Annotated in this window: 19 protein-coding genes; 16 read left to right on the plus strand and 3 right to left on the minus strand. The window is 73.0% G+C overall.

The features are described from left to right. Positions 1-372: 372 nt before the first annotated feature. The gene (locus ACL03H_RS09690) at positions 373-642 is read left to right on the plus strand and encodes a WhiB family transcriptional regulator (RefSeq protein WP_412810859.1); all 270 of its coding nucleotides are present in this window, start codon (positions 373-375) and stop codon (positions 640-642) included. Positions 643-967: 325 nt separating this feature from the next. Here the strand turns inward: ACL03H_RS09690 and ACL03H_RS09695 are convergent, their stop codons facing one another. Continuing rightward, complete coding sequence (locus tag ACL03H_RS09695; protein ID WP_412810798.1) at positions 968-2,212, minus strand: DNA cytosine methyltransferase; 1,245 nt, start codon at positions 2,210-2,212, stop codon at positions 968-970. A 101-nt stretch (positions 2,213-2,313) separates the two neighbouring features. On the opposite strand from ACL03H_RS09695, the gene ACL03H_RS09700 reads away from it, so the two are divergent. Further along, entirely contained in the window at positions 2,314-2,802 is a 489-nt protein-coding gene (locus tag ACL03H_RS09700) for a very short patch repair endonuclease (RefSeq protein WP_412810799.1), read from the plus strand. A 76-nt stretch (positions 2,803-2,878) separates the two neighbouring features. Here the strand turns inward: ACL03H_RS09700 and ACL03H_RS09705 are convergent, their stop codons facing one another. Beyond that, positions 2,879-3,874: a NaeI family type II restriction endonuclease gene (locus ACL03H_RS09705; RefSeq protein ID WP_412810800.1), complete on the minus strand. Its 996-nt coding sequence runs from the start codon at positions 3,872-3,874 to the stop codon at positions 2,879-2,881. Between the two features lie 159 nt (positions 3,875-4,033). Here ACL03H_RS09705 and ACL03H_RS09710 point away from each other — a divergent pair, with 159 nt between their 5' ends. The 7 genes from ACL03H_RS09710 to ACL03H_RS09740 all read left to right on the plus strand — a co-directional run bounded on the left by ACL03H_RS09710 (position 4,034) and on the right by ACL03H_RS09740 (position 11,966). Next, positions 4,034-4,609, plus strand: coding sequence for a 2Fe-2S iron-sulfur cluster-binding protein (locus ACL03H_RS09710; RefSeq protein WP_412810801.1), 576 nt, complete (start codon positions 4,034-4,036; stop codon positions 4,607-4,609). Beyond that, positions 4,606-5,586, plus strand: coding sequence for an FAD binding domain-containing protein (locus ACL03H_RS09715; RefSeq protein WP_412810802.1), 981 nt, complete (start codon positions 4,606-4,608; stop codon positions 5,584-5,586). The genes ACL03H_RS09710 and ACL03H_RS09715 overlap by 4 nt, the downstream gene beginning before the upstream one ends. After that, a complete protein-coding gene (locus ACL03H_RS09720) occupies positions 5,583-7,661 on the plus strand; it encodes a xanthine dehydrogenase family protein molybdopterin-binding subunit (RefSeq protein WP_412810803.1) in 2,079 nt (692 codons plus the stop codon). Before ACL03H_RS09715 ends, ACL03H_RS09720 begins: the two co-directional genes overlap by 4 nt. 456 nt (positions 7,662-8,117) lie before the next feature. Continuing rightward, entirely contained in the window at positions 8,118-9,086 is a 969-nt protein-coding gene (locus tag ACL03H_RS09725) for a DUF3048 domain-containing protein (RefSeq protein ID WP_412810804.1), read from the plus strand. A gap of 248 nt (positions 9,087-9,334) precedes the next feature. Then, positions 9,335-10,180 (plus strand): N-acetyl-1-D-myo-inositol-2-amino-2-deoxy-alpha-D-glucopyranoside deacetylase, encoded by an 846-nt coding sequence (gene mshB / locus ACL03H_RS09730; RefSeq protein ID WP_412810805.1) that lies wholly within the window; start codon positions 9,335-9,337, stop codon positions 10,178-10,180. Positions 10,181-10,230: 50 nt separating this feature from the next. Beyond that, a complete protein-coding gene (locus tag ACL03H_RS09735) occupies positions 10,231-11,166 on the plus strand; it encodes an ABC transporter ATP-binding protein (protein WP_412810806.1) in 936 nt (311 codons plus the stop codon). After that, positions 11,163-11,966: an ABC transporter permease gene (locus ACL03H_RS09740; protein ID WP_412810807.1), complete on the plus strand. Its 804-nt coding sequence runs from the start codon at positions 11,163-11,165 to the stop codon at positions 11,964-11,966. The genes ACL03H_RS09735 and ACL03H_RS09740 overlap by 4 nt, the downstream gene beginning before the upstream one ends. A gap of 54 nt (positions 11,967-12,020) precedes the next feature. Here the strand turns inward: ACL03H_RS09740 and ACL03H_RS09745 are convergent, their stop codons facing one another. After that, on the minus strand, positions 12,021-12,740 hold the full coding sequence (locus ACL03H_RS09745; protein WP_412810808.1) for a GntR family transcriptional regulator: 720 nt from the start codon (positions 12,738-12,740) through the stop codon (positions 12,021-12,023). 214 nt (positions 12,741-12,954) lie between these two features. Here ACL03H_RS09745 and ACL03H_RS09750 point away from each other — a divergent pair, with 214 nt between their 5' ends. The 7 genes from ACL03H_RS09750 (at position 12,955) to ACL03H_RS09780 (ending at position 19,494) form a co-directional block, all read left to right on the plus strand. Then, positions 12,955-14,163, plus strand: coding sequence for an NRAMP family divalent metal transporter (locus tag ACL03H_RS09750; RefSeq protein ID WP_412810809.1), 1,209 nt, complete (start codon positions 12,955-12,957; stop codon positions 14,161-14,163). A gap of 11 nt (positions 14,164-14,174) precedes the next feature. Continuing rightward, entirely contained in the window at positions 14,175-14,960 is a 786-nt protein-coding gene (locus tag ACL03H_RS09755; protein ID WP_412810810.1) for a LamB/YcsF family protein, read from the plus strand. A gap of 5 nt (positions 14,961-14,965) precedes the next feature. Then, positions 14,966-15,577: a 5-oxoprolinase subunit B family protein gene (locus ACL03H_RS09760; protein ID WP_412810860.1), complete on the plus strand. Its 612-nt coding sequence runs from the start codon at positions 14,966-14,968 to the stop codon at positions 15,575-15,577. Beyond that, the gene (locus ACL03H_RS09765; RefSeq protein WP_412810811.1) at positions 15,574-16,431 is read left to right on the plus strand and encodes a 5-oxoprolinase subunit C family protein; all 858 of its coding nucleotides are present in this window, start codon (positions 15,574-15,576) and stop codon (positions 16,429-16,431) included. The genes ACL03H_RS09760 and ACL03H_RS09765 overlap by 4 nt, the downstream gene beginning before the upstream one ends. Positions 16,432-16,566: 135 nt before the next feature. Continuing rightward, on the plus strand, positions 16,567-17,430 hold the full coding sequence (locus ACL03H_RS09770) for an SAM-dependent methyltransferase (protein ID WP_412810812.1): 864 nt from the start codon (positions 16,567-16,569) through the stop codon (positions 17,428-17,430). Positions 17,431-17,748: 318 nt separating this feature from the next. Then, entirely contained in the window at positions 17,749-18,327 is a 579-nt protein-coding gene (locus ACL03H_RS09775) for a TMEM165/GDT1 family protein (RefSeq protein WP_412810813.1), read from the plus strand. Between the two features lie 75 nt (positions 18,328-18,402). Continuing rightward, positions 18,403-19,494 carry a saccharopine dehydrogenase family protein gene (locus tag ACL03H_RS09780; protein WP_412810814.1) on the plus strand — a complete coding sequence of 364 codons (1,092 nt, stop codon included), beginning with the start codon at positions 18,403-18,405 and terminating at the stop codon, positions 19,492-19,494.

Consider the following 19,494-nt stretch of genomic DNA (forward strand, 5'->3'; position numbering starts at 1 on the left):
GAAGATCCGCACGGCCATTCCTCCCCGCCCGCGCGGCGGCTGCGAAATGCGTCCCGCGGCGGTCCGGAATGGACCTCGCTCGAAAGAGACGACCATGAACTACGCCGTCCGCTGGTGGCCGGGTCTGACCCGGAAAGAGCTGCACCACGTCGACCCCGATGCGCCGCGAGCCCGCGTCGGCGAGGTGAACGGACGAGTCGCGATCTGCGGGGCCGTGACCGTTCCCGCGTTCGGAAACCGCCTCGCCGGCTGGGCGCGCTGCACTTCCTGCGTTCGGAGAACGACCGAACGCGGAGGCGCCTGAAATTCCGTCGAATGCCGAAGAAACCACCCAATCATCCGCACCCGCAATCCAGAGTGGAGGGCCGAGACATCCGGCTCATCAGGAACCCGTCCCGATCGATCCACGACGAACCCGCCTGGTTCGGCTCGGCGCTGTGCGCGCAGACCGACCCCGACGCCTTCTTCCCCGAGAAGGGCCAGTCCGGTCGGCTGGCCAAGCGCATCTGCGCCTCCTGCGAGGTTCGCGAGCAGTGCCTGCGCTACGCGCTCGACCGCGGCGAGCACTCCGGGATCTGGGGCGGTCTCAACGAGAGCGAGCGCCGTGAGCTGCGCGTCGCCGCCCGGGCGGGCGCGGCGTGAGCGAAGCCCGTGATCGAACGCGGCGAGACGTCCTCGGCGGACTCGTGGTCCGATGTGGACGAGCCGGTGCGAAGCGGGCCGGGCTGCCCGTGGTTCGGCCCGCGCGACCCGCTGCGACCGTCGTTCCCGGTCGAGGACGACGACCAGGAGGAGCCGCTGCTTCCGCCCGCCGTGGCTCGAGGCCGTCGACCTGGCCGGCCTCGCCCAGGAGGTCGGCGAAGACGCCTTCTGGCACCTCGCCATGCGAAACCCCTGCAACGAGGACGGCCGGACCGGTCCTGGACTTCCCGCTACCCGGAGTGGTGAGCGGAGCGCCGAGCCCGGGTCAGCTGATCCGGGCCCGGTGCTTCAGGAACGCCTCGTGGCGGCTGTGGCCGTCCTGGCCGACGAAACCGTCGAAGCCGCTGAGCTTGTACCGCGTGGTTTGGCCGTGCGTGACCGTTTCGACGTCGAAGTCTCTGCTGAGCATGCTCATGTGCTGTTCGAGCTTGGCGGTGCTCATCTCGCCTCCGGCGATCCGAATCAGCTTGCCCGCAGACAAGAAGTCTCCCGATTGCTCCAACGCGCGGTAGATCGGGTCCTGCTCAGGCGGAGGAGTGAGCTCCCGGCGCGGTCCGGTGCGGTGGAAAGCCTTCATGATCGCGTCTCCGACCGCGTGGGCTACCGGTGGTGGGAAGGCGTTCCCGATCTGCCGGTAACGGCTGGTCTTCCGGCCGGTGAAAGACCATTCGTATTGTCCGGAGAAGCCTTGCAGGACTTCGACCATGTCGCAGGTGAGTTTGGGACCCACGGGGAAGACGTCGTCTCGCCTGGGCGGAGTGTCCGCCACACCCATGGCATCGACGTGCATCTGGGCCCAGGCACGTTTGGCGCGCGTCGGCCCCAGGTCGGCGCCGCCGTGCTTCTTCGAACCGCCTACGATGGTCGGTGCGATCTTGTCGGCGTGCCCCTTCCAGTCATCGGCACCCTTCCACTCGCCCATGAGCTCGAAGAGGGCCTGCCCCACGGTAGGCGCGGGGTCGAACTTCTGGGGATCCGGCCAGCGGAAGTACGCGGCGTCCTCCGGCCTCAGCGCGACGAGGACGAAGCGGGGACGCAATTGGGGGACGGAGAAGTCCGACGCGTGCAGGAGTCGCCATTCGCCGACATACCCGGCTTCGGCCAGGCGGTCCAGAACGCGCTGCCGGTATCCGGCGAACCTAGGCATGCTCAGCCCGCGGACGTTCTCCAAGAGCAGGGCCCGGGGCTGCACCTTCTCAACCTGCTCGATGGCCCACGCGAAAAGGTCGCGTTCGTCGCGCGCTCCCAGTTGCTTGCCCGCGATCGTGAACGGGGGGCAGGGAACTCCACCGGCGAGTAGCGAGATCCCGCGGTACTCGTGCGGATCCCAGACCGACGTGTCGGCCACGTCTCCTTCAGCGACGGGCGAGAGCTCGTTCTCGCGAAGCGTCGCGCAGGCGTTGCTGTCGAGCTCCACAGCCATCTCGTGCTGGAAGCCGGCGCTGTGCAGGCCGAGCAACTGGCCGCCCGCACCCGCGCAGATCTCCACTGCGGTGAAGGTCTCGTTCACGTTGACTCCTCCTTCGGGCTGCGCGCGGCGCGACGGGTTAAGCGGGTATCTTGCCCCATGGCGCGGGGGCCTCGTGATTCGGTGGTGCAGGTGGGGTGACCATGTCTTCGGGCGAGCGGGGTGGAGCGGCGGACAGACCTCGTGTAACCGGAGCCTCTCCGGTTCCGGCGAGCGAGGGCCGCTCGCGGAACATGAAGGCGAACCGGCGCAGCGACACGAAGCCCGAGATCGCGCTCCGGAGTGCTTTGCACCGCTTGGGCTACCGCTACCGCAAGGACTTCCGGTTGCTGCTGGACGGAGGAGTCCGCGTCAAACCGGACATCGTGTTCACGGTCCGCAAAGTTGCGATCTTCGTTGACGGCTGCTTCTGGCACGTGTGCCCGGAGCACGGTCGTCAGCCCGCGTCCAACGAATGGTATTGGACGCCCAAACTCGCGAAGAACGTCGAGCGCGACCGCCTCGTCTCGGCTGCCCTGGAACGTGCCGGATGGCGCGTGGTGCGCATCTGGGAGCACGAGCCCCTGGCGGCGGCAGTCGGGCTGGCGGTCGACGCTATCGAACATGCTGGCGATAGTAGCCGTCGCGCCTGAGCTCGTGTCGCAGGCAACCGACCACGATTCAGTGATTCGGTAGCGGTCCCCCTTGCTTGGGGTTTTCCGGTTCCGCTCAGTTGTTGATCAGCGGAGCTGGGGTGACCGGGTCGTCCGGTTCGGCGACCGCGTAGCAGGCCTCATCGATGATCGTGGTCTTCCGGGAGGAGGTGCCAGCAGTGACCCGGGCCAGCTGGACGGCGATGAAGGTGCCCTTCATCGGGATCTGCAGGCCCAGGTCGACGGCGATCCGGCGCGAATCGTTCTGGTGTCCGAGCACTACGATTCCTTCATCTCGGAGCGCCGGGCGGGCATCGCGGCAGCGCTTCAAGCCATCCGCCTGCTTCGCGACGGTGAGCGCGGTGTTGCGATCGATCATGCGACCTTGCTCAGTGCGGAGTAATTCGTTGATCCGGCGCTGGCCCGACGTCTGGCTCATGATCTTTTTCGCTTGGTGCTCAGGCAGGTGCAGAAGGATGTTCCGCGGGAGCTCGGCGCCAGCCGCCAGCCAGATGATCTTATCGCGCCCCGCCTTGGAGATCGTTGCCTTCCTGTCCCTGTTTCGCCCCCTGTTGAGCACCTCCTCGGTGATCCGCAGAAGCCCGATGTCGAAGGATTGCCTACGGTCCCGGGCCGCCATCAGCAGGCACAGGTGTCCCATCGCCTCTTGCGGGATCTGCCAGACAGCGCTCAGCGAGAACTTGGCATCGACCTCGTGGCCTGCGATGCAGTAGTCCATGGGCTTTCGTTTGCCAGAGCGCTCGCGCTGGGGGAGGTCGAATTCGGCGCGGGTGATGATCTCCACCTTGGTGCCGAGGTAGGTCTTCTCCGTTTTGCTCAGGCCGTCGGGTTCGGCGGCCTCGATGTCGTAGCGCCCGGTCCGCTGCCCGTCCAAGACCTCGTCGATGGATTGCCGGAGCACCGCGCCGAAGCGTTCCCGGTAGTTCCGCTGGGCGCGGAACCACGCTGCGACCTCTCGCAGGCCCACGTCCTCGTGAGCTGTCTCCGAGGTTGGTTCCGAAGCGGGGCAGCCATCGTCGGCCGGGGTGAAGAGTGAGAAGTCTGCGGGCACGATCCACAAGCTAACGCAACGTGGCGATCTTGTTGGCCGTGATCGACGAGAAAGGCTTACCGGGGCGAGGCGAGCAGCCCGGCAGCGCCTCGGCGGCGAGCGCCACGCCCGGATGGGGCTCACCCTGAGAGGGCAAGTGCCCGAGGGGAGGAGGGCTTCGTGGAGATCACGTGGACGGTGGACGGGGAGTCGCGCGCGCTGGGGGTCGATCCGCGGGTGACCGTGCTGGACGGGCTGCGGGAGCAGCTCGGGGTGACGTCCGTGAAGAAGGGGTGCGATCACGGGCAGTGCGGGGCGTGCACGGCGCTGGTGGACGGGCGGCGGGTGCTGACCTGCCTGGCGCTGGCGGTGGCCGCGGACGGGGCCGAGATCACGACGGCGGCGGGCCTGGGGGCGCCGGAGCCCGGGTCGGACCAGTCCTGGGCGGTGGTGCCCGGGGGCTCGGCGGCCGGCCCGCGGGACGAGCTGCACCCGGTGGCGCGGGCGTTCCTGGAGCACGACGGGTTCCAGTGCGGGTTCTGCACGCCGGGGCAGGTGTGCTCGGCGGTGGGGATGCTCGACGAGGCCGCGCGTGGGATGCCCAGCCACGCGACCGAGGACGTCGCGGCGGACTTCCGGGGACTCGACGACGCGGAGATCCGGGAGCGGATGAGCGGGAACCTGTGCCGCTGCGGGGCGTACGTGAACATCCTCGCGGCGATCCGGGACGTGGCGGCGGAGGAGGGCGCGCGATGAACCCCTTCGACTACGTGCGGGCGACCGACGAGGCCGGTGCGGTGGCGACCGTGGCGCGGAACCCGGGCGCGGTGTTCCTGGCGGGCGGCACCAACCTGGTGGACCACCTGAAGCTCGGGGTGAGCGCGCCGGAGCTGGTCGTGGACGTGTCGGGGCTGCCCATGGACGAGGTCGTGGAGCTGCCGGACCGGGTGCGGGTGGGCGCGGGGGTGCGCAACAGCGACCTCGCGGCGGATCCGCTGGTGCGGCGGCGGTTCCCGGTGTTGGCCGAGGCGCTTCTGTCGGGCGCTTCCGGGCAGCTGCGCAACGCCGCGACCACCGGTGGGAACCTGCTGCAGCGCACCCGGTGCCCGTACTTCCAGGACGTGACGACCCCGTGCAACAAGCGAACGCCGGGTGCGGGCTGCGCGGCGCTGGGCGGGCACCAGCGCGACGCGGCGATCCTCGGCACCTCCCGGCAGTGCGTGGCCGCGCACCCCTCGGACATGGCCGTCGCCCTGGCCGCGCTGGACGCGGTGGTGCGGGTGCGCGGAGCCGACGGCGAGCGGGAGGTGCCCGCGGCGGAGTTCCACCGGCTGCCGGGGGAGGAGCCGCAGCGGGACACCGTGCTGCGGCACGGCGAGCTGATCACCGCGGTGGACCTGCCGGGGGAAGCGCCGCGCTCGGCCTACCGGAAGGTGCGGGAGCGCGCCTCGTTCGCGTTCGCGCTGGTGTCGGTGGCCGCCGAACTGGAGGTGGACGGCGGGGTGGTGCGGCGGGCGCGGATCGCGCTCGGCGGGGTCGCGCCGAAGCCGTGGCGGGCCACCCGGGCCGAGGAGGTGCTGCTCGGCGCCGAAGCGTCGGAGGCGGCGTTCCGGGCGGCGGCCGAAGCCGAGCTCGCGGCGGCGGAACCGCTGGCGGGCAACGCCTTCAAGGTCCCGATGGCGCGCAACGCCCTGGTCTCGGTGCTGCGCCGACTGGCGGAGGAGGAGCGATGACGGACCTGCTGCGGCCACGAGCCATCGGCGTCCCGCTGGAGCGCTTGGACGGGCGGGCCAAGGTCACGGGCACGGCGAACTACGCCGCCGACCAGCCGGTGCCCGCGCCCCTGCACGCGCACCCGGTGCAGGCGACGATCGCGCGCGGCCGGATGCGCGCGGCCGACGTGCACGCCGCCGCCGACCTGGACGGCGTCGTCGCCGTGCTCACCTGGGAGAACGCCCCCCGGCTCGCGACCGACGCGGACCCGGAGCTGTGGATCCTGCAATCCCCGGAGATCGCGTTCCGCGGCCAGCTGATCGGCGTGGTGCTCGCGGAATCCCCGGAGATCGCCCGGCACGCGGCGGACCTGGTGCGCGTCGACTACGAGCGCGAGCCGCACGACGTGGTGCTCCGGTGCAACCACCCGGAGCTCTACGCCCCGGAGACCGTGAACCCCGCGTTCCCCGCCGACTCCGAGGTGGGCGACGCGGCGGCGGCGCGACCGGAGGTCGAGGTCGAGCAGCTCTACACGACGCCGATGGAGCACAACAACCCGATGGAACCGCACGCCACCACCGCGATCTGGAGCGGCGGGGAGCTGGTGCTGCACGATTCCACGCAGGGCGTGCACGCGGTGCGGGCACGCCTCGCCCCGGTGCTCGGCCTGGACCCCGAGCGGATCCGGGTGATCGCGCCGCACGTCGGTGGCGGGTTCGGCTCCAAGGGGACGCCGCACGCGCACGTCGTCCTCGCCGCTCTCGCCGCCCGGGTGGCCGAGGGCAGGCCGGTGAAGCTGGTGCTGACGCGCCAGCAGATGTTCGCGCTGGTCGGCTACCGCACGCCCACCGCCCAGCGGGTGCGGCTCGGCGCGGACCGGGACGGGCACCTGACGGTCGTCGAGCACCACGTGGTCGAGCAGACCGCCACCGTCCAGGAGTTCGCGGAGCAGACCGCGGTCGGCACCCGGATGGTCTACCCGGCGCCGAACCACCGCACCACGCACCGGCTGGTGGCCCTGGACGTGCCGATCCCGTTCTGGATGCGCGCGCCGGGCGAGGCGCCGGGGATGTTCGCCACCGAGGTCGCCATGGACGAGCTCGCCGAGGCCTGCGGGCTCGACCCGCTGCTGCTGCGCTCCCGCAACGAGCCCGAGCTCGACCCGGCGACCGGGCTGCCGTTCTCCGCGCGACACCTCGCGGAGTGCCTGCGGGAGGGGGCCGAGCGGTTCGGCTGGGCCGAACGCGATCCGCGGCCGGGAGCGCGGCGGGAAGGGCGCGAGCTGATCGGGACCGGCGTGGCGAGCTCCACCTACCCGCGGTACGCGATGCCGGGTTCCACCGCGACGATCCGCTTCCGCGACGGGGGTTACGAGGTGCGCATCGGCGCCGCCGACCTCGGGACCGGCACCTGGACGGCGCTCACCCAGATCGCCGCCGACGCGCTGGGCCGGCGCGTCGACGAGGTGCGGCTGGAGATCGGCGACACCGACCTGCCCGTCGCCAGCGTCGCGGGCGGTTCCTCCGGTCTCGGGTCGTGGGGCGCGACGGTCGTGGACGCCGCGGAGCGGTTCCGGTCGAAGTTCGGCGACGACCCCGCCGACGGGGACGAGGCCGACGGCGCCATGCCGGAGAACCCGGACGAGCAGCGGTACGCGATGCACTCGTTCGGCGCCCAGTTCGCCGAGGTCCGCGTCGACGTCGACACCGGTGAGGTGCGGGTGCCGCGGATGCTGGGGGTCTTCTCGGTGGGCCGGGTGATCAATCCCAGGCTGGTCCGCTCCCAGCTGATCGGCGGCATGACGATGGGCCTGTCGATGGCCCTGCACGAGCACAGCGTGCTCGACCCGCAGTTCGGCCACGTGGTCAACCACGACTTCGCCCAGTACCACATCGCCGCGCACGCCGACGTGCTCGACGTCGAGGCGACCTGGCTGGACGAGGTGGACCCGCACGCGAACCCGATGGGGCTGCGCGGGGTGGGGGAGATCGGCATCGTCGGCGCGGCGGCGGCCATCGCGAACGCCGTCCGGCACGCCACCGGCGTCCGCGTCCGCGACCTCCCGATCACCCCGGACAAGCTCCTCACCGCGTGATCGGCCCCTGACGCCGCGGCGTCAACGGACCGCCCGTCCAGCGTTCGGACGGGCGGTCCGTTCGCGTTCGGGCCGGTTCTCGGGTGAACGGCCCGTTAGTCCCACGTGATTGGGCAAGCGGGCCGTTGACTCGTGAGCCGGGCCGAGCCCGGAGCGGGTGGTCTGCTCGGCCGATGTCGGGTGAACGGCCCGTTCGTCCAGCGGGGTTGGGCAGGCGAGCCGTTGACTCCGCGGCTGGTGGCGGCCCGTTCCTCCTGTCGCGCGGGGCGGGCGGCCCGTTCACTCCTGCCCCAGGCGTCTCTCAGGTGGTGTTGCTACCGGTCCGTTCGGCGGGTGAGTTGTGACGCTCAGGTGTGCCTGAGTCAAGAACAACACCTGGTCAGGGACTTGTGATGCCTTGCTAGTAGCCCGTTGGAGGGGGCACTCTGGGGACTCTGAGTGAGGGGGGTCGAGTGCATGGGGCGAATTCGAGGTCTGCCGGCTCGGGTGGCGGTGCTGCTCGCGGTGCTGGTGACCGTGCTGGCGGCCGGTCTCGGGTGCCAACCGTCCGGGGGTGAGCGGGCGGAGGCTCCCGGGGGGAGCGCGCCGACCCCGTCCGAGGACGGTTCGTCCGCCGCTCCGCCGGTGCTCGCGGTGAAGATCGACAACGTGCCGGAGGCGCGCCCCGCCACGGGGCTCGGCGCCGCGGACCTCGTCGTGGTCGAGCCGGTCGAGGGCGGGCTGAGCCGGTTGATCGCGCTCTTCGGCGCGCAGCGGCCCCCGGTCGTCGGACCGGTGCGCAGCGCCCGGGAGACCGACCTCGACCTGCTGCCCCAGTTCGGCCATCCCGCGTTGGCGTACTCCGGCGCCGCCCCGGAGCTGCTGCCGCGCCTCGACGACGCGCCGCTGGACGCGGTGCGGCCCGAGCAGCTGCCGGGCGCGTTCTTCCGCGGCGAGGACCGGCCGCTCCCGCACAACCTCTACGTCCGCCCCGCCGATCTGCCGCCGGGCGCGCCCTGGGCGCAGCAGTCCCGGCCGCGGGTCGGGCCCGCCCCGGCCGGGGGCGAGCCGCGCGAGTCCGCCCAGGTCGACTACCGCGCCGCCTCCACCGGGTTCACCTGGTCCCCGCAGGAGCACCGGTGGCTGGTGTCGATGGACGGTGCACCGGCCGTGACCACCGACGGCGGCCGGCTCGGCGCGGGCACGGTGGTGCTGCAGCAGGTCGAGATCCGCGACTCGCAGCTCAGCGACAGCAAGGGCAGCGTGACGCCGCACGCCCAGACGGTCGGGTCGGGGCGGGCCGTGGTGCTGCGCGACGGCCAGGCCTTCGACGCCCGCTGGTCCCGGCCGAGCCCGGAAGCGCCGACCGCGTACACGACGGCCTCCGGTGAGCCGCTGCCGTTCGCTCCCGGGCAGGTCTGGGTGGCGCTCACCGATCGGCTCTGATGCTCGTGGCCGCGCGTCAGCGGTGCCGGCCTCCTCGACGCTGAGCGCGCGAGGACAGCTGGGAACCGGCGGCCGCCCCGGCTGGTCGCCGCGCGGCCCGACGAGGCGTGGCCGGTGGCGGCGGCACGGTCGGCCGGCTGCTCGATCCGGTGCCGATCGGGCCGGTGCACCGGCCGGGTGAGCGCTGCCACTGCCGCGCACCGCCGTGCGCGCGGGGAAGGTCGGTGGGGTTGGCTAGGCTCGAATGCATGAGCGATCGCCGCTTGCTACTGGTCCACGCACATCCCGACGACGAAGCCACCGCCACCGGCGCCACCATGGCTCGGTACGCCGCCGAAGGCGCCACCGTGACCCTGGTGACCTGCACCAGCGGTGAGCTCGGTGAGGTCGTCGCCGACGACCTCGCGCACCTGCGCGGCTCCCCGGACGCCCTGGGGGAGTTCCGGCGGGGCGAGATCGCCGCCGCGCTGCCCGAGCTGGGCGCGGGCATCCGGCATCACTGGCTGGGCGGCCCCGGCCGCTGGCGGGACAGCGGCATGGCCGGTCTGGACAGCAACACCGCAGACGGCGTGTTCGCCGCCGCCGACCCGGTCGAGGTGACCCGCGAGATGGTCGCGCTGCTGCGGGCCGAGCGACCGCACGTCGTGATCACCTACGACGACTTCGGCGGCTACGGCCACCCCGACCACATCGCCGCGCACCGCGCGCTGATGGGCGCCCTCGGCCCGGCCGCCGACCCCGGTTACGCCCCCGAGCTGGGCGAGAGCTGGGACGTGCCGAAGGCCTACTGGTCGGTGCTGCCGCAGTCCTTCGTGGAGCGCGCCCAGGAGGCCGGTGCGGTGGACTTCAAGCCCAACACCGTGCCCGATCACGAGATCACGGCCGTGCTCGACGGCACCGCCTTCCACGAGTCGAAGCTCTCCGCCCTGCGCCGCTACCGCAGCCAGGTCGACGTCGACGACGGCGGCTTCTTCGCCGAGATGGTGCGCCGCCCCGAGTTCGCGACCGAGCACTTCCTGCTGGTGCGCGGCGAGCGCGGTCCGGGCGGCGGTCCGCGCGGTGCGGAGGTGGACCTGTTCGCCGGACTGGCCTGATCAGGCCGCCCCGGTACGGTTGAGGCCGCCGGTCTGCTGGGGGGTGGCGCATGACGGCAGGGGAGCGCGTCGGCGCGTGCACGACGTTCGCGCTCGCCCTGCGCGGGGTGGTCAAGCGCTACGGCGAGATCGTCGCCGTCGACGGCCTCGACCTGACCGCCCGGGCGGGCACCTGCCTGGGACTGCTCGGACCGAACGGGGCCGGCAAGTCCACCACCATGCGCCTGATCACCGGGCAGACGTTGGCCGATGCCGGTGAGATCGAGGTGCTCGGGTTCCGGGTGCCCCGGGAGTCGAAGCGGGCGCGGGCCGCGATGGGCGTGGTCCCGCAGCTGGACAACCTCGACGAGGAGCTCACGGCCCGGCAGAACCTGGCGGTCTTCGCCCGGCTCTACCGCGTGCCGCGCGCCGAGCGGTCGGCCGCGGTCGAGCGCGCGCTGGACCTCGCGCAGCTGCGCAAGCGCGCGGACACCAAGACCGACGAGCTCTCCGGCGGGATGCGCCGCAGGCTGCTCATCGCCCGCGGCCTGGTGCACTCGCCCCGGCTGGTCCTGCTCGACGAGCCGACCGTCGGCCTCGACCCGCAGGTCCGCCAGGAGCTGTGGGCGCTGATCGACGCGCTGCGCGGCGAGGGCGTCACGGTGCTGATGTCGACGCACTACATCGAGGAGGCCGAGCGGCTCGCCGACGAGGTCGCGGTGATGTCCGGGGGTCGCGTCATCGCGACCGGCAGCCCCGAGCAGCTGCGCGCCGCGCACGCGGGACGGGACGCGGTGGAGTACTACGGCCCGCCGGTGCGGCTCGCCGAGATCGAGTCGATCGCGCTGGAAGCGGGCCTGGCGACCCGCCGGACCGGGCCCGCGGTGTCGGTGCTGCGCGCCGAGCTGATGACCGAGGCGACCAGCGCGCGGCTCGGCCGGGGCTACCGGCGTCCCAGCAGCCTGGAGGACGTGTTCGTCTCGCTGACCGGGGAGGACGTCGAATGACCGGCGCCGCGCCGCGGGCGGGCACCGACCGGTTGCGCCGCTTCGAGTTCGCCGCGTTCACCGGGGTGTGGAAGCGGGAGGTGACGCTGTTCCGGCGGTACTGGGTGTCGAGCACGTTCTCCTCCGTGGTGGAACCGACGATCTACCTGCTGGCCTTCGGCTTCGGGTTCGGCTCGCTGGTCGCCACCATCCGGGGCCTGCCCTACATCGAGTTCCTCGGGACCGGGGTGGTGGCGACCTCGGTGCTGTTCACCAGCGCGTTCGCCGGCATGTTCACCACCTTCGTGCGGCGCAAGTTCCAGCACTCCTACGACGCGATGCTGGCAGCCCCGGTGGACGTGCACGAGCTGGTCGCGGCCGAGGCGCTGTGGATCGGCGGCAAGGCCGGGGTGTACGGCTGCGCCCCGCTGCTGGTGGCGATGGCGTTCGGGCTGGACCCGGCGCCGGGGATGCTGCTGGTGCCGTTCGTCGGGATGCTCACCGGGCTGGGCTTCGCGCTGTTCGGCATCTGGTGCTCGGCGGTGGTGCCCTCGATCGACTCGTTCAACTACGTGGTCAGCGCGGTGATCACCCCGCTGTTCCTGGTCGCGGGCACGTTCTTCCCGATCGACCAGCTGCCGGGCTGGGCGGGGACGGCGGCGGCCTTCAACCCGCTCTACCACTGCGTCGAGCTCGTCCGGCACGCCGCGTTCGGCCTCCGCCCGGGCGTCGACCTGCTGCACGTCGCCGCGCTGGTGCTGTTCGCGGGCCTGATGTGGCTGCTCGCCTACACGGCGATGCGCCGCAAGCTCATCGACTGAACCCGCGGCGGCCCCGGCGCGGACGGTCGCGTCCGAGCGCCCCGCCGCGCGGGGTCAGCCCCGGGCCGCGTAGGCCTCGACCAGCTGGGCTTCCGCGTCGGCCAGGTACTCCTCCAGCGCGGAGGCGGCCGGCTCCAGCTCGCCCGCGGCGACCTGCTCGGAGATCGCGCGGTTGCGCTCCACGTACGACTCGTAGAACTCGCGGGTGCGGCTCGGGTCGAGCTCGCCCCGCTCGTCGGTGGACATCACGTGGAAGGCCAGTCGCAGCTCGGCGAGCAGCCCGGCCATCGCGTCGTTGCTGCGCGGGCTGTCGGCGAGCCCGACCAGCGCCTCGTGGAAGCGCATGTTGGCGGTGCCGACCTCGGTCCAGTCGCCGTCCGCGGCGGCCTGCTCCCCGGCGCGCACCGCGCGCGAGACCGCGGCCACCAGCTCCGGCGCGGCGGTCGCGTTGCGCACGGCGCCAGCTTCGATGATCCGCCGCAACCGGTACAGGTCGGTGACGTCGGCGCTGGTGGGCTTGCGGACCGAGACGCCCTTGTGCATCTCGTGCTCCAGCAGCCGCTCGTGGCCGAGCAGCCGGAAGGCCTCGCGCAGGGTGTTGCGCGAGACGCCGAGCGCGTCCTTCGCGCTGACCTCGGACAGCTGCGTGCCGGGCGGCAGCTCGCCCTGGATGATCCGCTGCCGCAGCAGGTCGGTGACCCGTTCGACGGTGCTGGTCCGTTCGAGCAGGGACCGGTCCGCTGCCAGCCGGTCGACCCACTGCGCGCTGGTCATGCCTCTCCCGGGGTGAGCGATCGGACGTGCCGAGACGAGCAGTCTAGCCAGCGCGCTGAGCGGCGTCGTCCGCTCGCTCGATTGTTGAACAATAGAACGTTCAACATGGGAAATGTAGGAACGACCCATTGAACCCTCGCCGGACGAGACCTATCGTGACCACACCGCCGAGGCGGCGGGGAACCAGCGCGAGCGCGCGGCGGAAGGGTCGGGGATGAGCGTTACCAGCACGAGGACCGGCGCCCAGCGCGGAGCGCTGCTCGGCGCGGTCTTCCTCATGGCCACCAGCGCCATCGGGCCCGGCTTCATCACCCAGACCACCGACTTCACCGCGCGGCTCGGCGCCGCGTTCGCCTTCGCGATCGTGCTGTCCGTGCTGGTCGACATCGCGGTGCAGCTCAACGTGTGGCGCGTCATCGGCGTTTCCGGCCGGCGCGCCCAGGACCTCGGCAACGCGGTGCTGCCCGGGCTCGGCTACGCGATGGCCGCGCTGGTCGTCTTCGGCGGCCTGGTGTTCAACGTGGCCAACGTGTCCGGGACCTCGCTCGGCCTGGACGCGATGGTCGGGCTGGACGCGAAGCTCGGCGGCGCCGCCTCGGCGCTGCTGGCCATCGGGATCTTCCTGAGCAAGCGGGCCGGGGTCGCGATGGACCGGATCGTGGTGGTGCTCGGCGTGCTCATGATCGCTCTCACCACCTGCGTGGCCGCGGTCTCCGGCCCGCCGGTCGGCGAGGCGATGCGGCAGGCGGTGCTGCCGGACCAGGTGGACTTCCTCGCGGTCACCACGCTGATCGGCGGCACCGTCGGCGGGTACATCACCTACGCGGGAGCGCACCGGCTGGTCGACGCCGGGGTCACCGGGCCGGAGCGGATCGTCGAGGTCAGCCGCAGCTCGGTGCTCTCGTTGCTGGTCACCGGGGTGATGCGGGCGGTGCTGTTCCTCGCGGTGCTGGGCGTGGTGTCCACCGGGGCCGCGCTCGGCTCGGCCAATCCCACCGCCGAAGCGTTCGGGCACGCGGTGGGTGAGGTCGGCGTCCGGTTGTTCGGGCTGATCATGTGGGCGGCCGCGATCACGTCGGTGGTGGGCGCCGCCTACACCTCGGTGTCCTTCCTGGTGACCTTCTCCCCGGTCCTGGAGCGCGGCCGCACCTGGCTGGTGGTGGGCTTCATCGCGCTGTCCACGGCGGTGTTCCTGGTGCTGGACCAGGCGCCGACGACGCTGCTGGTGCTGGCCGGGGCGCTGAACGGGCTGATCCTGCCGGTCGGGTTCGGCGTGCTGCTGTGGGTGGCGGCGCGGCGCTCCGATCTGCTCGGCGGATACCGGTACCCGCGCTGGTTGCTGGTGATCGGCGTGCTCGCCTGGTCGCTGGCGCTGTACTTCGGGGTGAACTCGCTCAGCGGCATCGCGGGGCTGTGGCGGTGAGCGGCGGCGCCATGAGCGGAGGAGACGTGCGGATCGATCTCAACTCGGACCTCGCGGAGGGCTTCGGGCGCTGGGAGCTCGGCGACGACGCCGCGCTGCTGGGCATCGTGAGCAGCGCGAACGTCGCCTGCGGCTTCCACGCCGGGGATCCGGGCGTGATCCGGCGCGCGTGCGCGCAGGCCGCGGCCCGCTCGGTGTCGGTGGGCGCCCAGGTCGGCTACCGCGACCTCGCCGGGTTCGGCAGGCGGTTCGTGGACGTGCCGCCGCGCGAGCTCACCGACGAGGTGGTCTACCAGCTGGCCGCGCTGGACGGCATCGCGCGCGTCGAGGGGACCGCGGTGCGCTACGTGAAACCGCACGGCGCCCTCTACAACGCGATCGTGCGGCACGCCGAGCAGGCCGCCGCGGTGGTCGAGGCGGTCTCCGCCTACGACCCGCGGCTGGCCGTGCTGGGATTGCCCGGGTCGAGCTGGCTGGAGCAGGCCGCGGCGGCGGGGCTGCCGGTGTTCCGGGAGGCCTTCGCCGACCGCGCCTACACCCCGGAGGGCACCCTGGTGTCCCGGCGCGAGCCGGGCGCGGTGCTGCACGATCCGGAGCTGATCGCCCGGCGCTGCCTGCGGATCGTGCGCGGCGAGCCGGTGGAGGCGGTCGACGGCTCCGAGATCGCCGTGACCGCGGAGTCGATCTGCGTGCACGGCGACAGCCCGGGCGCGGTGGCGATCGCCGAGGCCGTGCGCGATCGGCTGCTGGGCGAGGGCGTCGAGGTGCGCCCGTTCGTCCCCGGACCGGGGCGGTGAGCCGCGTGCGGGTGCTGCGCTGCGCCGATTCCGGGCTGCTCGTCGAGCTCGACGACCTCGACGCCGTCCTGGCCCTGCACGGCGCGCTGAGCGACCGGCCCCCGGCCGGCGTGCTCGACCTGGTGCCCGCGGCCCGCACCCTGCTGCTGCGGCTGGACCCGGAGCGCGCCGACCCGGTGGCGGTGGAGCGCGCGGTGCGCGCCGCCCGCCCCGGCGGCGGTGCGCGCGACGACCGGGGCCTGCTGCGGGTGCCCGTGGTCTACGACGGGGCGGACCTCGCCGAGGTGGCCCGGCTGACCGGGCTCACCGAGCGGGAGGTGGTGCGCGAGCACGTCGCGCGCCCCTGGACGGTGGCCTTCGGCGGCTTCGCGCCCGGCTTCGGCTATCTCAGCGGTGGTTCGCCGCGGCTCGCCGTCCCGCGGCGCGGCGAGTCCCGGACCAGGGTGCCGGCCGGGGCGGTGGGGCTCGCCGGGGAGTTCAGCGGCATCTACCCGCGCGCCTCGCCCGGCGGCTGGCAGCTCATCGGCCGCACCGAGCTGGAGATCTGGTCCACCGACCGGGAGCCGCCCGCGCTGCTGCGGCCCGGGGTGCGGGTCCGCTTCGAGGAAGTCCGATGATCGAGATCCTGGAACCCGGCCCGTTCGCGACCGTGCAGGACCTGGGGCGACCGGGCCGCGCGGCGATCGGCGTCGGCGTCTCCGGCGCCGCCGACCGCCGCTCGCTGCGGCTGGCCAACCGGCTCGTCGGCAACCCCGAGGGCGCGGCGGCCGTCGAGACCACGGCGGGTGGCCTGCGGTTGCGCGCGGAGCGGGACCTGCTGGTGGCCGTGACCGGCGCCGCGAGCCCGCTGGAGGTGGGGGGCCGGGCGGAGCCGGTGAACACCGTGCTCCGGCTGCCCGCGGGCGGCGAGCTGCGCCTCGGCCCGCCGGTGCGCGGATTGCGCGGCTACGTGGCGGTGCGCGGCGGGATCGACGTCCCGCCGGTGCTGGGGTCCCGCGCGACCGACGTGCTCTCCGGTCTCGGCCCGCCCCCGATCGCCGCCGGGACCCGGCTGCCGATCGGCCCGCCTCCGGCCGCGTTCCCGCTGGTCGAGCAGGCCCCGGTGCGCCGCGAGCCGGACGGGGAGCTGTGGTTGCGGGTGGTGCTCGGGCCGCGCGCGAGCTGGTTCACCGAGGAGGCGCACCGCGCGCTGCTGGCCGAGCCGTTCGCGGTGAGCTCCGAGATCGACCGCGTCGGGATGCGCCTCGACGGGCCCGCCCTGCCGCGCGCCCGGGCCGACGAACTGCCCAGCGAGGGCGTGGTGCTGGGCTCGCTGCAGGTGCCGCCTTCGGGGCGGCCGACGCTGTTCCTCGCCGACCACCCGGTGACCGGGGGTTATCCGGTGATCGCGGTGCTGCTCGCCGCCGACGTGGACCGGGCCGCGCAGGCCCGGCCCGGACAGCGGGTGCGCTTCCGCGCGGTTCGGGGCTGAGGTCCCGGCCGAGGGGGCGTCCGATCCGGCGAGGTCTTCCCGAACGAGCCGCGCGCCCGCCCCGCGCGCGGATCATCTGTCGAGGCGGGGCGGAACGATCTAGGCTGGGTGGATTCGCGAACCTGGGGGTGGGCGATGGGAATCCGATCGGACGAGGTCGGTCGACGCGTGCTGGCCGGGCCGGAGCGGCCCGACGTGCCGTCCGTGGCGCGCGTCTTCGACCACCTGCTCGGCGGGACCAGCCACTTCGAACCGGACCGGCAGCTCGGCGAAGACCTGCTGCGGGTGCTGCCGGGCATCGCCGAGCACGTCCGGGTGGTCCGCGGTTTCCTCGGCCGCGCGGTGCGGTTCCTCGCCGCGAGCGGCATCGACCAGTTCCTCGACCTGGGCACCGGGCTGCCCACGGTCGGCGACGTGCACGGCACCGCGCAGCGGGTGGATCCGGGTGCCCGGGTCGCCTACGTGGACGCCGATCCGTTCGCGGTCCGGCTGGCGGAGGCCCAGCTGGGTGGGACTCGCGGGGTGACGGTCACCCGGGCGGACCTGTGCGAACCGGCCAGCGTGCTCACGGCGCCGGGCGTGACGGGGCTGCTGGACTTCACGCGGCCGGTGGCGGTGCTGGCGATGGGCGCGCTGCCGTTCATCACCGACGACGACGAGCTCTCCGGTGTGGTGGCGGCCTACCGGGACGCCTGCTCGGTGGGATCGGCGCTGGTCTGCTCCCACCTGTCGGCCGTCGCGGCGACCGCCGACGAGATCGAGCTGCTCGGCGACCAGGCCCAGCGGATCGGGCGACGGCCGGTCTGGCGCTCGCCGGAGGACTTCCGCGCCGTGTTCAACGGCTACGAGCTCGCCGAGCCCGGCCTGGTGCAGACCGCGCGGTGGCGGCCGGAGCTGGGCGAGGTCGGCGTGGGCACGCCGGGTGCGCTGGCCGCGGACACCTGGTCCGGGGTGGGCCTGCTGGTGTCCCGCCCGACCCCACCCGCGCTGCGGTTCTAGCCCCGCAGGTGTGCCGGGAATTGTTTTTCCGGGCGCCGAACGCAATTGTTTCGGCCTGCCGAAAAAGCTGTTCCGCCGCCGGGTCACCGTGAATTCGAGAAAGCGATCTCCCGTGAATTCATTGATTATCCCGATGCGGTGCGTACCCTTGTTCCGAGAAGGGGAGTAGCCCTCAATTCCGCGGTCGACATGCTGGCGCCGACGACGTGCGCCCGGGTGCGGAGCCTCTCGGGAGGCGGGCGAGACCTTCGATCCGATGCCAGTCGGATCGGAGGCGTGCTGCGCCCTGGTCCGCCCCAGGAGAGAGGTGTTCCCACCGTGCTGACCGGATTCGCCGTCAGTTCCGCGGCCATCTTCGTGGCCGAACTCGGTGACAAGTCCCAGCTGATGGCGATGACCTTCGCCACCCGGTACCGCGCCTGGCAGGTCCTGCTCGGCATCACGATCGCGACCACCGTCGTGCACGCCGCCTCGGTCGCCCTCGGTTTCGGCATGGGCTCGTTGCTGCCGACGGAGTGGATCGGGCTCGTCGCCGGGATCGCGTTCCTCGGCTTCGCCGCGTGGACCCTGCGCGGGGACCACCTGACCGACGCGGAGAAGAGCAAGGCGGGCCAGACCGCGCGTTCCGCCGTGATCGCGGTGACCGCGGCCTTCTTCCTCGCCGAGCTCGGCGACAAGACGATGCTGGCGACCGTCACCCTCGCCTCGCAGCACAACTGGCTGGGCACCTGGATCGGCTCCACGGTCGGCATGGTCGCCGCGGACGCGCTGGCCATCGGCGTCGGGCTGCTGCTGGGCAGGCACCTCCCGGAGCGCTTCATCCGCTACGGCGCCGCGGCGCTGTTCGCGGTCTTCGGCGGCTGGCTCGTCGTCGAGTCGGTGCTGGGCCTGATCTGATCGATCCCGGTGCGCGGGCGACCCCGCTCGCGCACCGGGATCGCGAGGGCCGGGGCGACCCGTGACCCGCCCGGCGTGTTCTCGTTGGACCGGGATGACGACGGGAGGTTCGCGGTGAGCTGGATGATCTACGGCGCGACGGGCTACACGGGACGGCTCATCGCCGAGCGAGCCGTCGACCGGGGGCAGCGGCCGGTGCTGGCGGGACGGGACCCGGCGAAGGTGGCCCGGGTGGCCACCCCGCTCGGCCTGCCGCAGCGGGTGTTCGACCTGCGGGACCGGGCCGCCGCCGAGGCGGCGCTCGCGGACGTCGAGCTGGTGGCGCACTGCGCGGGCCCGTTCTCGGCGACCTCGGCGCCGATGGTGTCGGCCTGCCTGGCGACCGGCACGCACTACCTGGACATCACCGGCGAGATCGACGTGTTCGAATCCGTCTTCGCCAGGCACGAGGACGCGGTGGCCGCGGGAGTGGTGCTGCTGCCGGGGGCCGGGTTCGACGTGGTGCCCACCGACTGCCTGGCCGCGATGGTCGCCTCGGCGCTGCCGGGGGCGACGAGCCTCGACCTGGCCTTCCAGGCCAGCGGCGGGATCAGCGGCGGCACCCTCAAGAGCGCGCTGGAGGGCGCCGCGCTCGGCGGCCGGGCCCGCGTCGGCGGTCAGCTGCGCGAGGTGCCGATGGGCTGGCGGCACCGCGAGGTGCCGTTCCCGTCCGGGCGGCACGCGGTGACCTCGCTGCCCTGGGGTGATGTGAGCACCGCCCACCGCAGCACCGGCATCCCCGACATCACCACCTTCACCCGCGTCCCGGGCCTGCACCGGATGGGGCCGCGCGCCAGCGCGGCCGGGCGCGCGGTGCTGGGCACGCCGCTGGCGCAGCGGCTCGGCAAGGCCGCGATCGGCGCCCTGGTGCGCGGTCCCGGCTCGGCGCGGCGTTCGCGCAGCTGGGTGGAGGTGTTCGCGGAGGCCACCGACGCGGACGGCCGCTCGGTCTCCGCCGCGCTCATCGGGCCGGACACCTACGAGTTCACCGCGGACGCGGTGCTGCGCATCGCGGACGGCCTGCTCGGGAGCGGCGTGGCCCCCGGTGCGCACACCCCCTCGACCGCGTTCGGCGCGGACCTGGTCCGCCGCCTGCACGGCGTTCGCGTCATCGAACCGGTGGCCTGA

It is taken from the genome of Saccharopolyspora antibiotica, assembly GCF_047200635.1.
Taxonomy (GTDB): domain Bacteria; phylum Actinomycetota; class Actinomycetes; order Mycobacteriales; family Pseudonocardiaceae; genus Saccharopolyspora_C.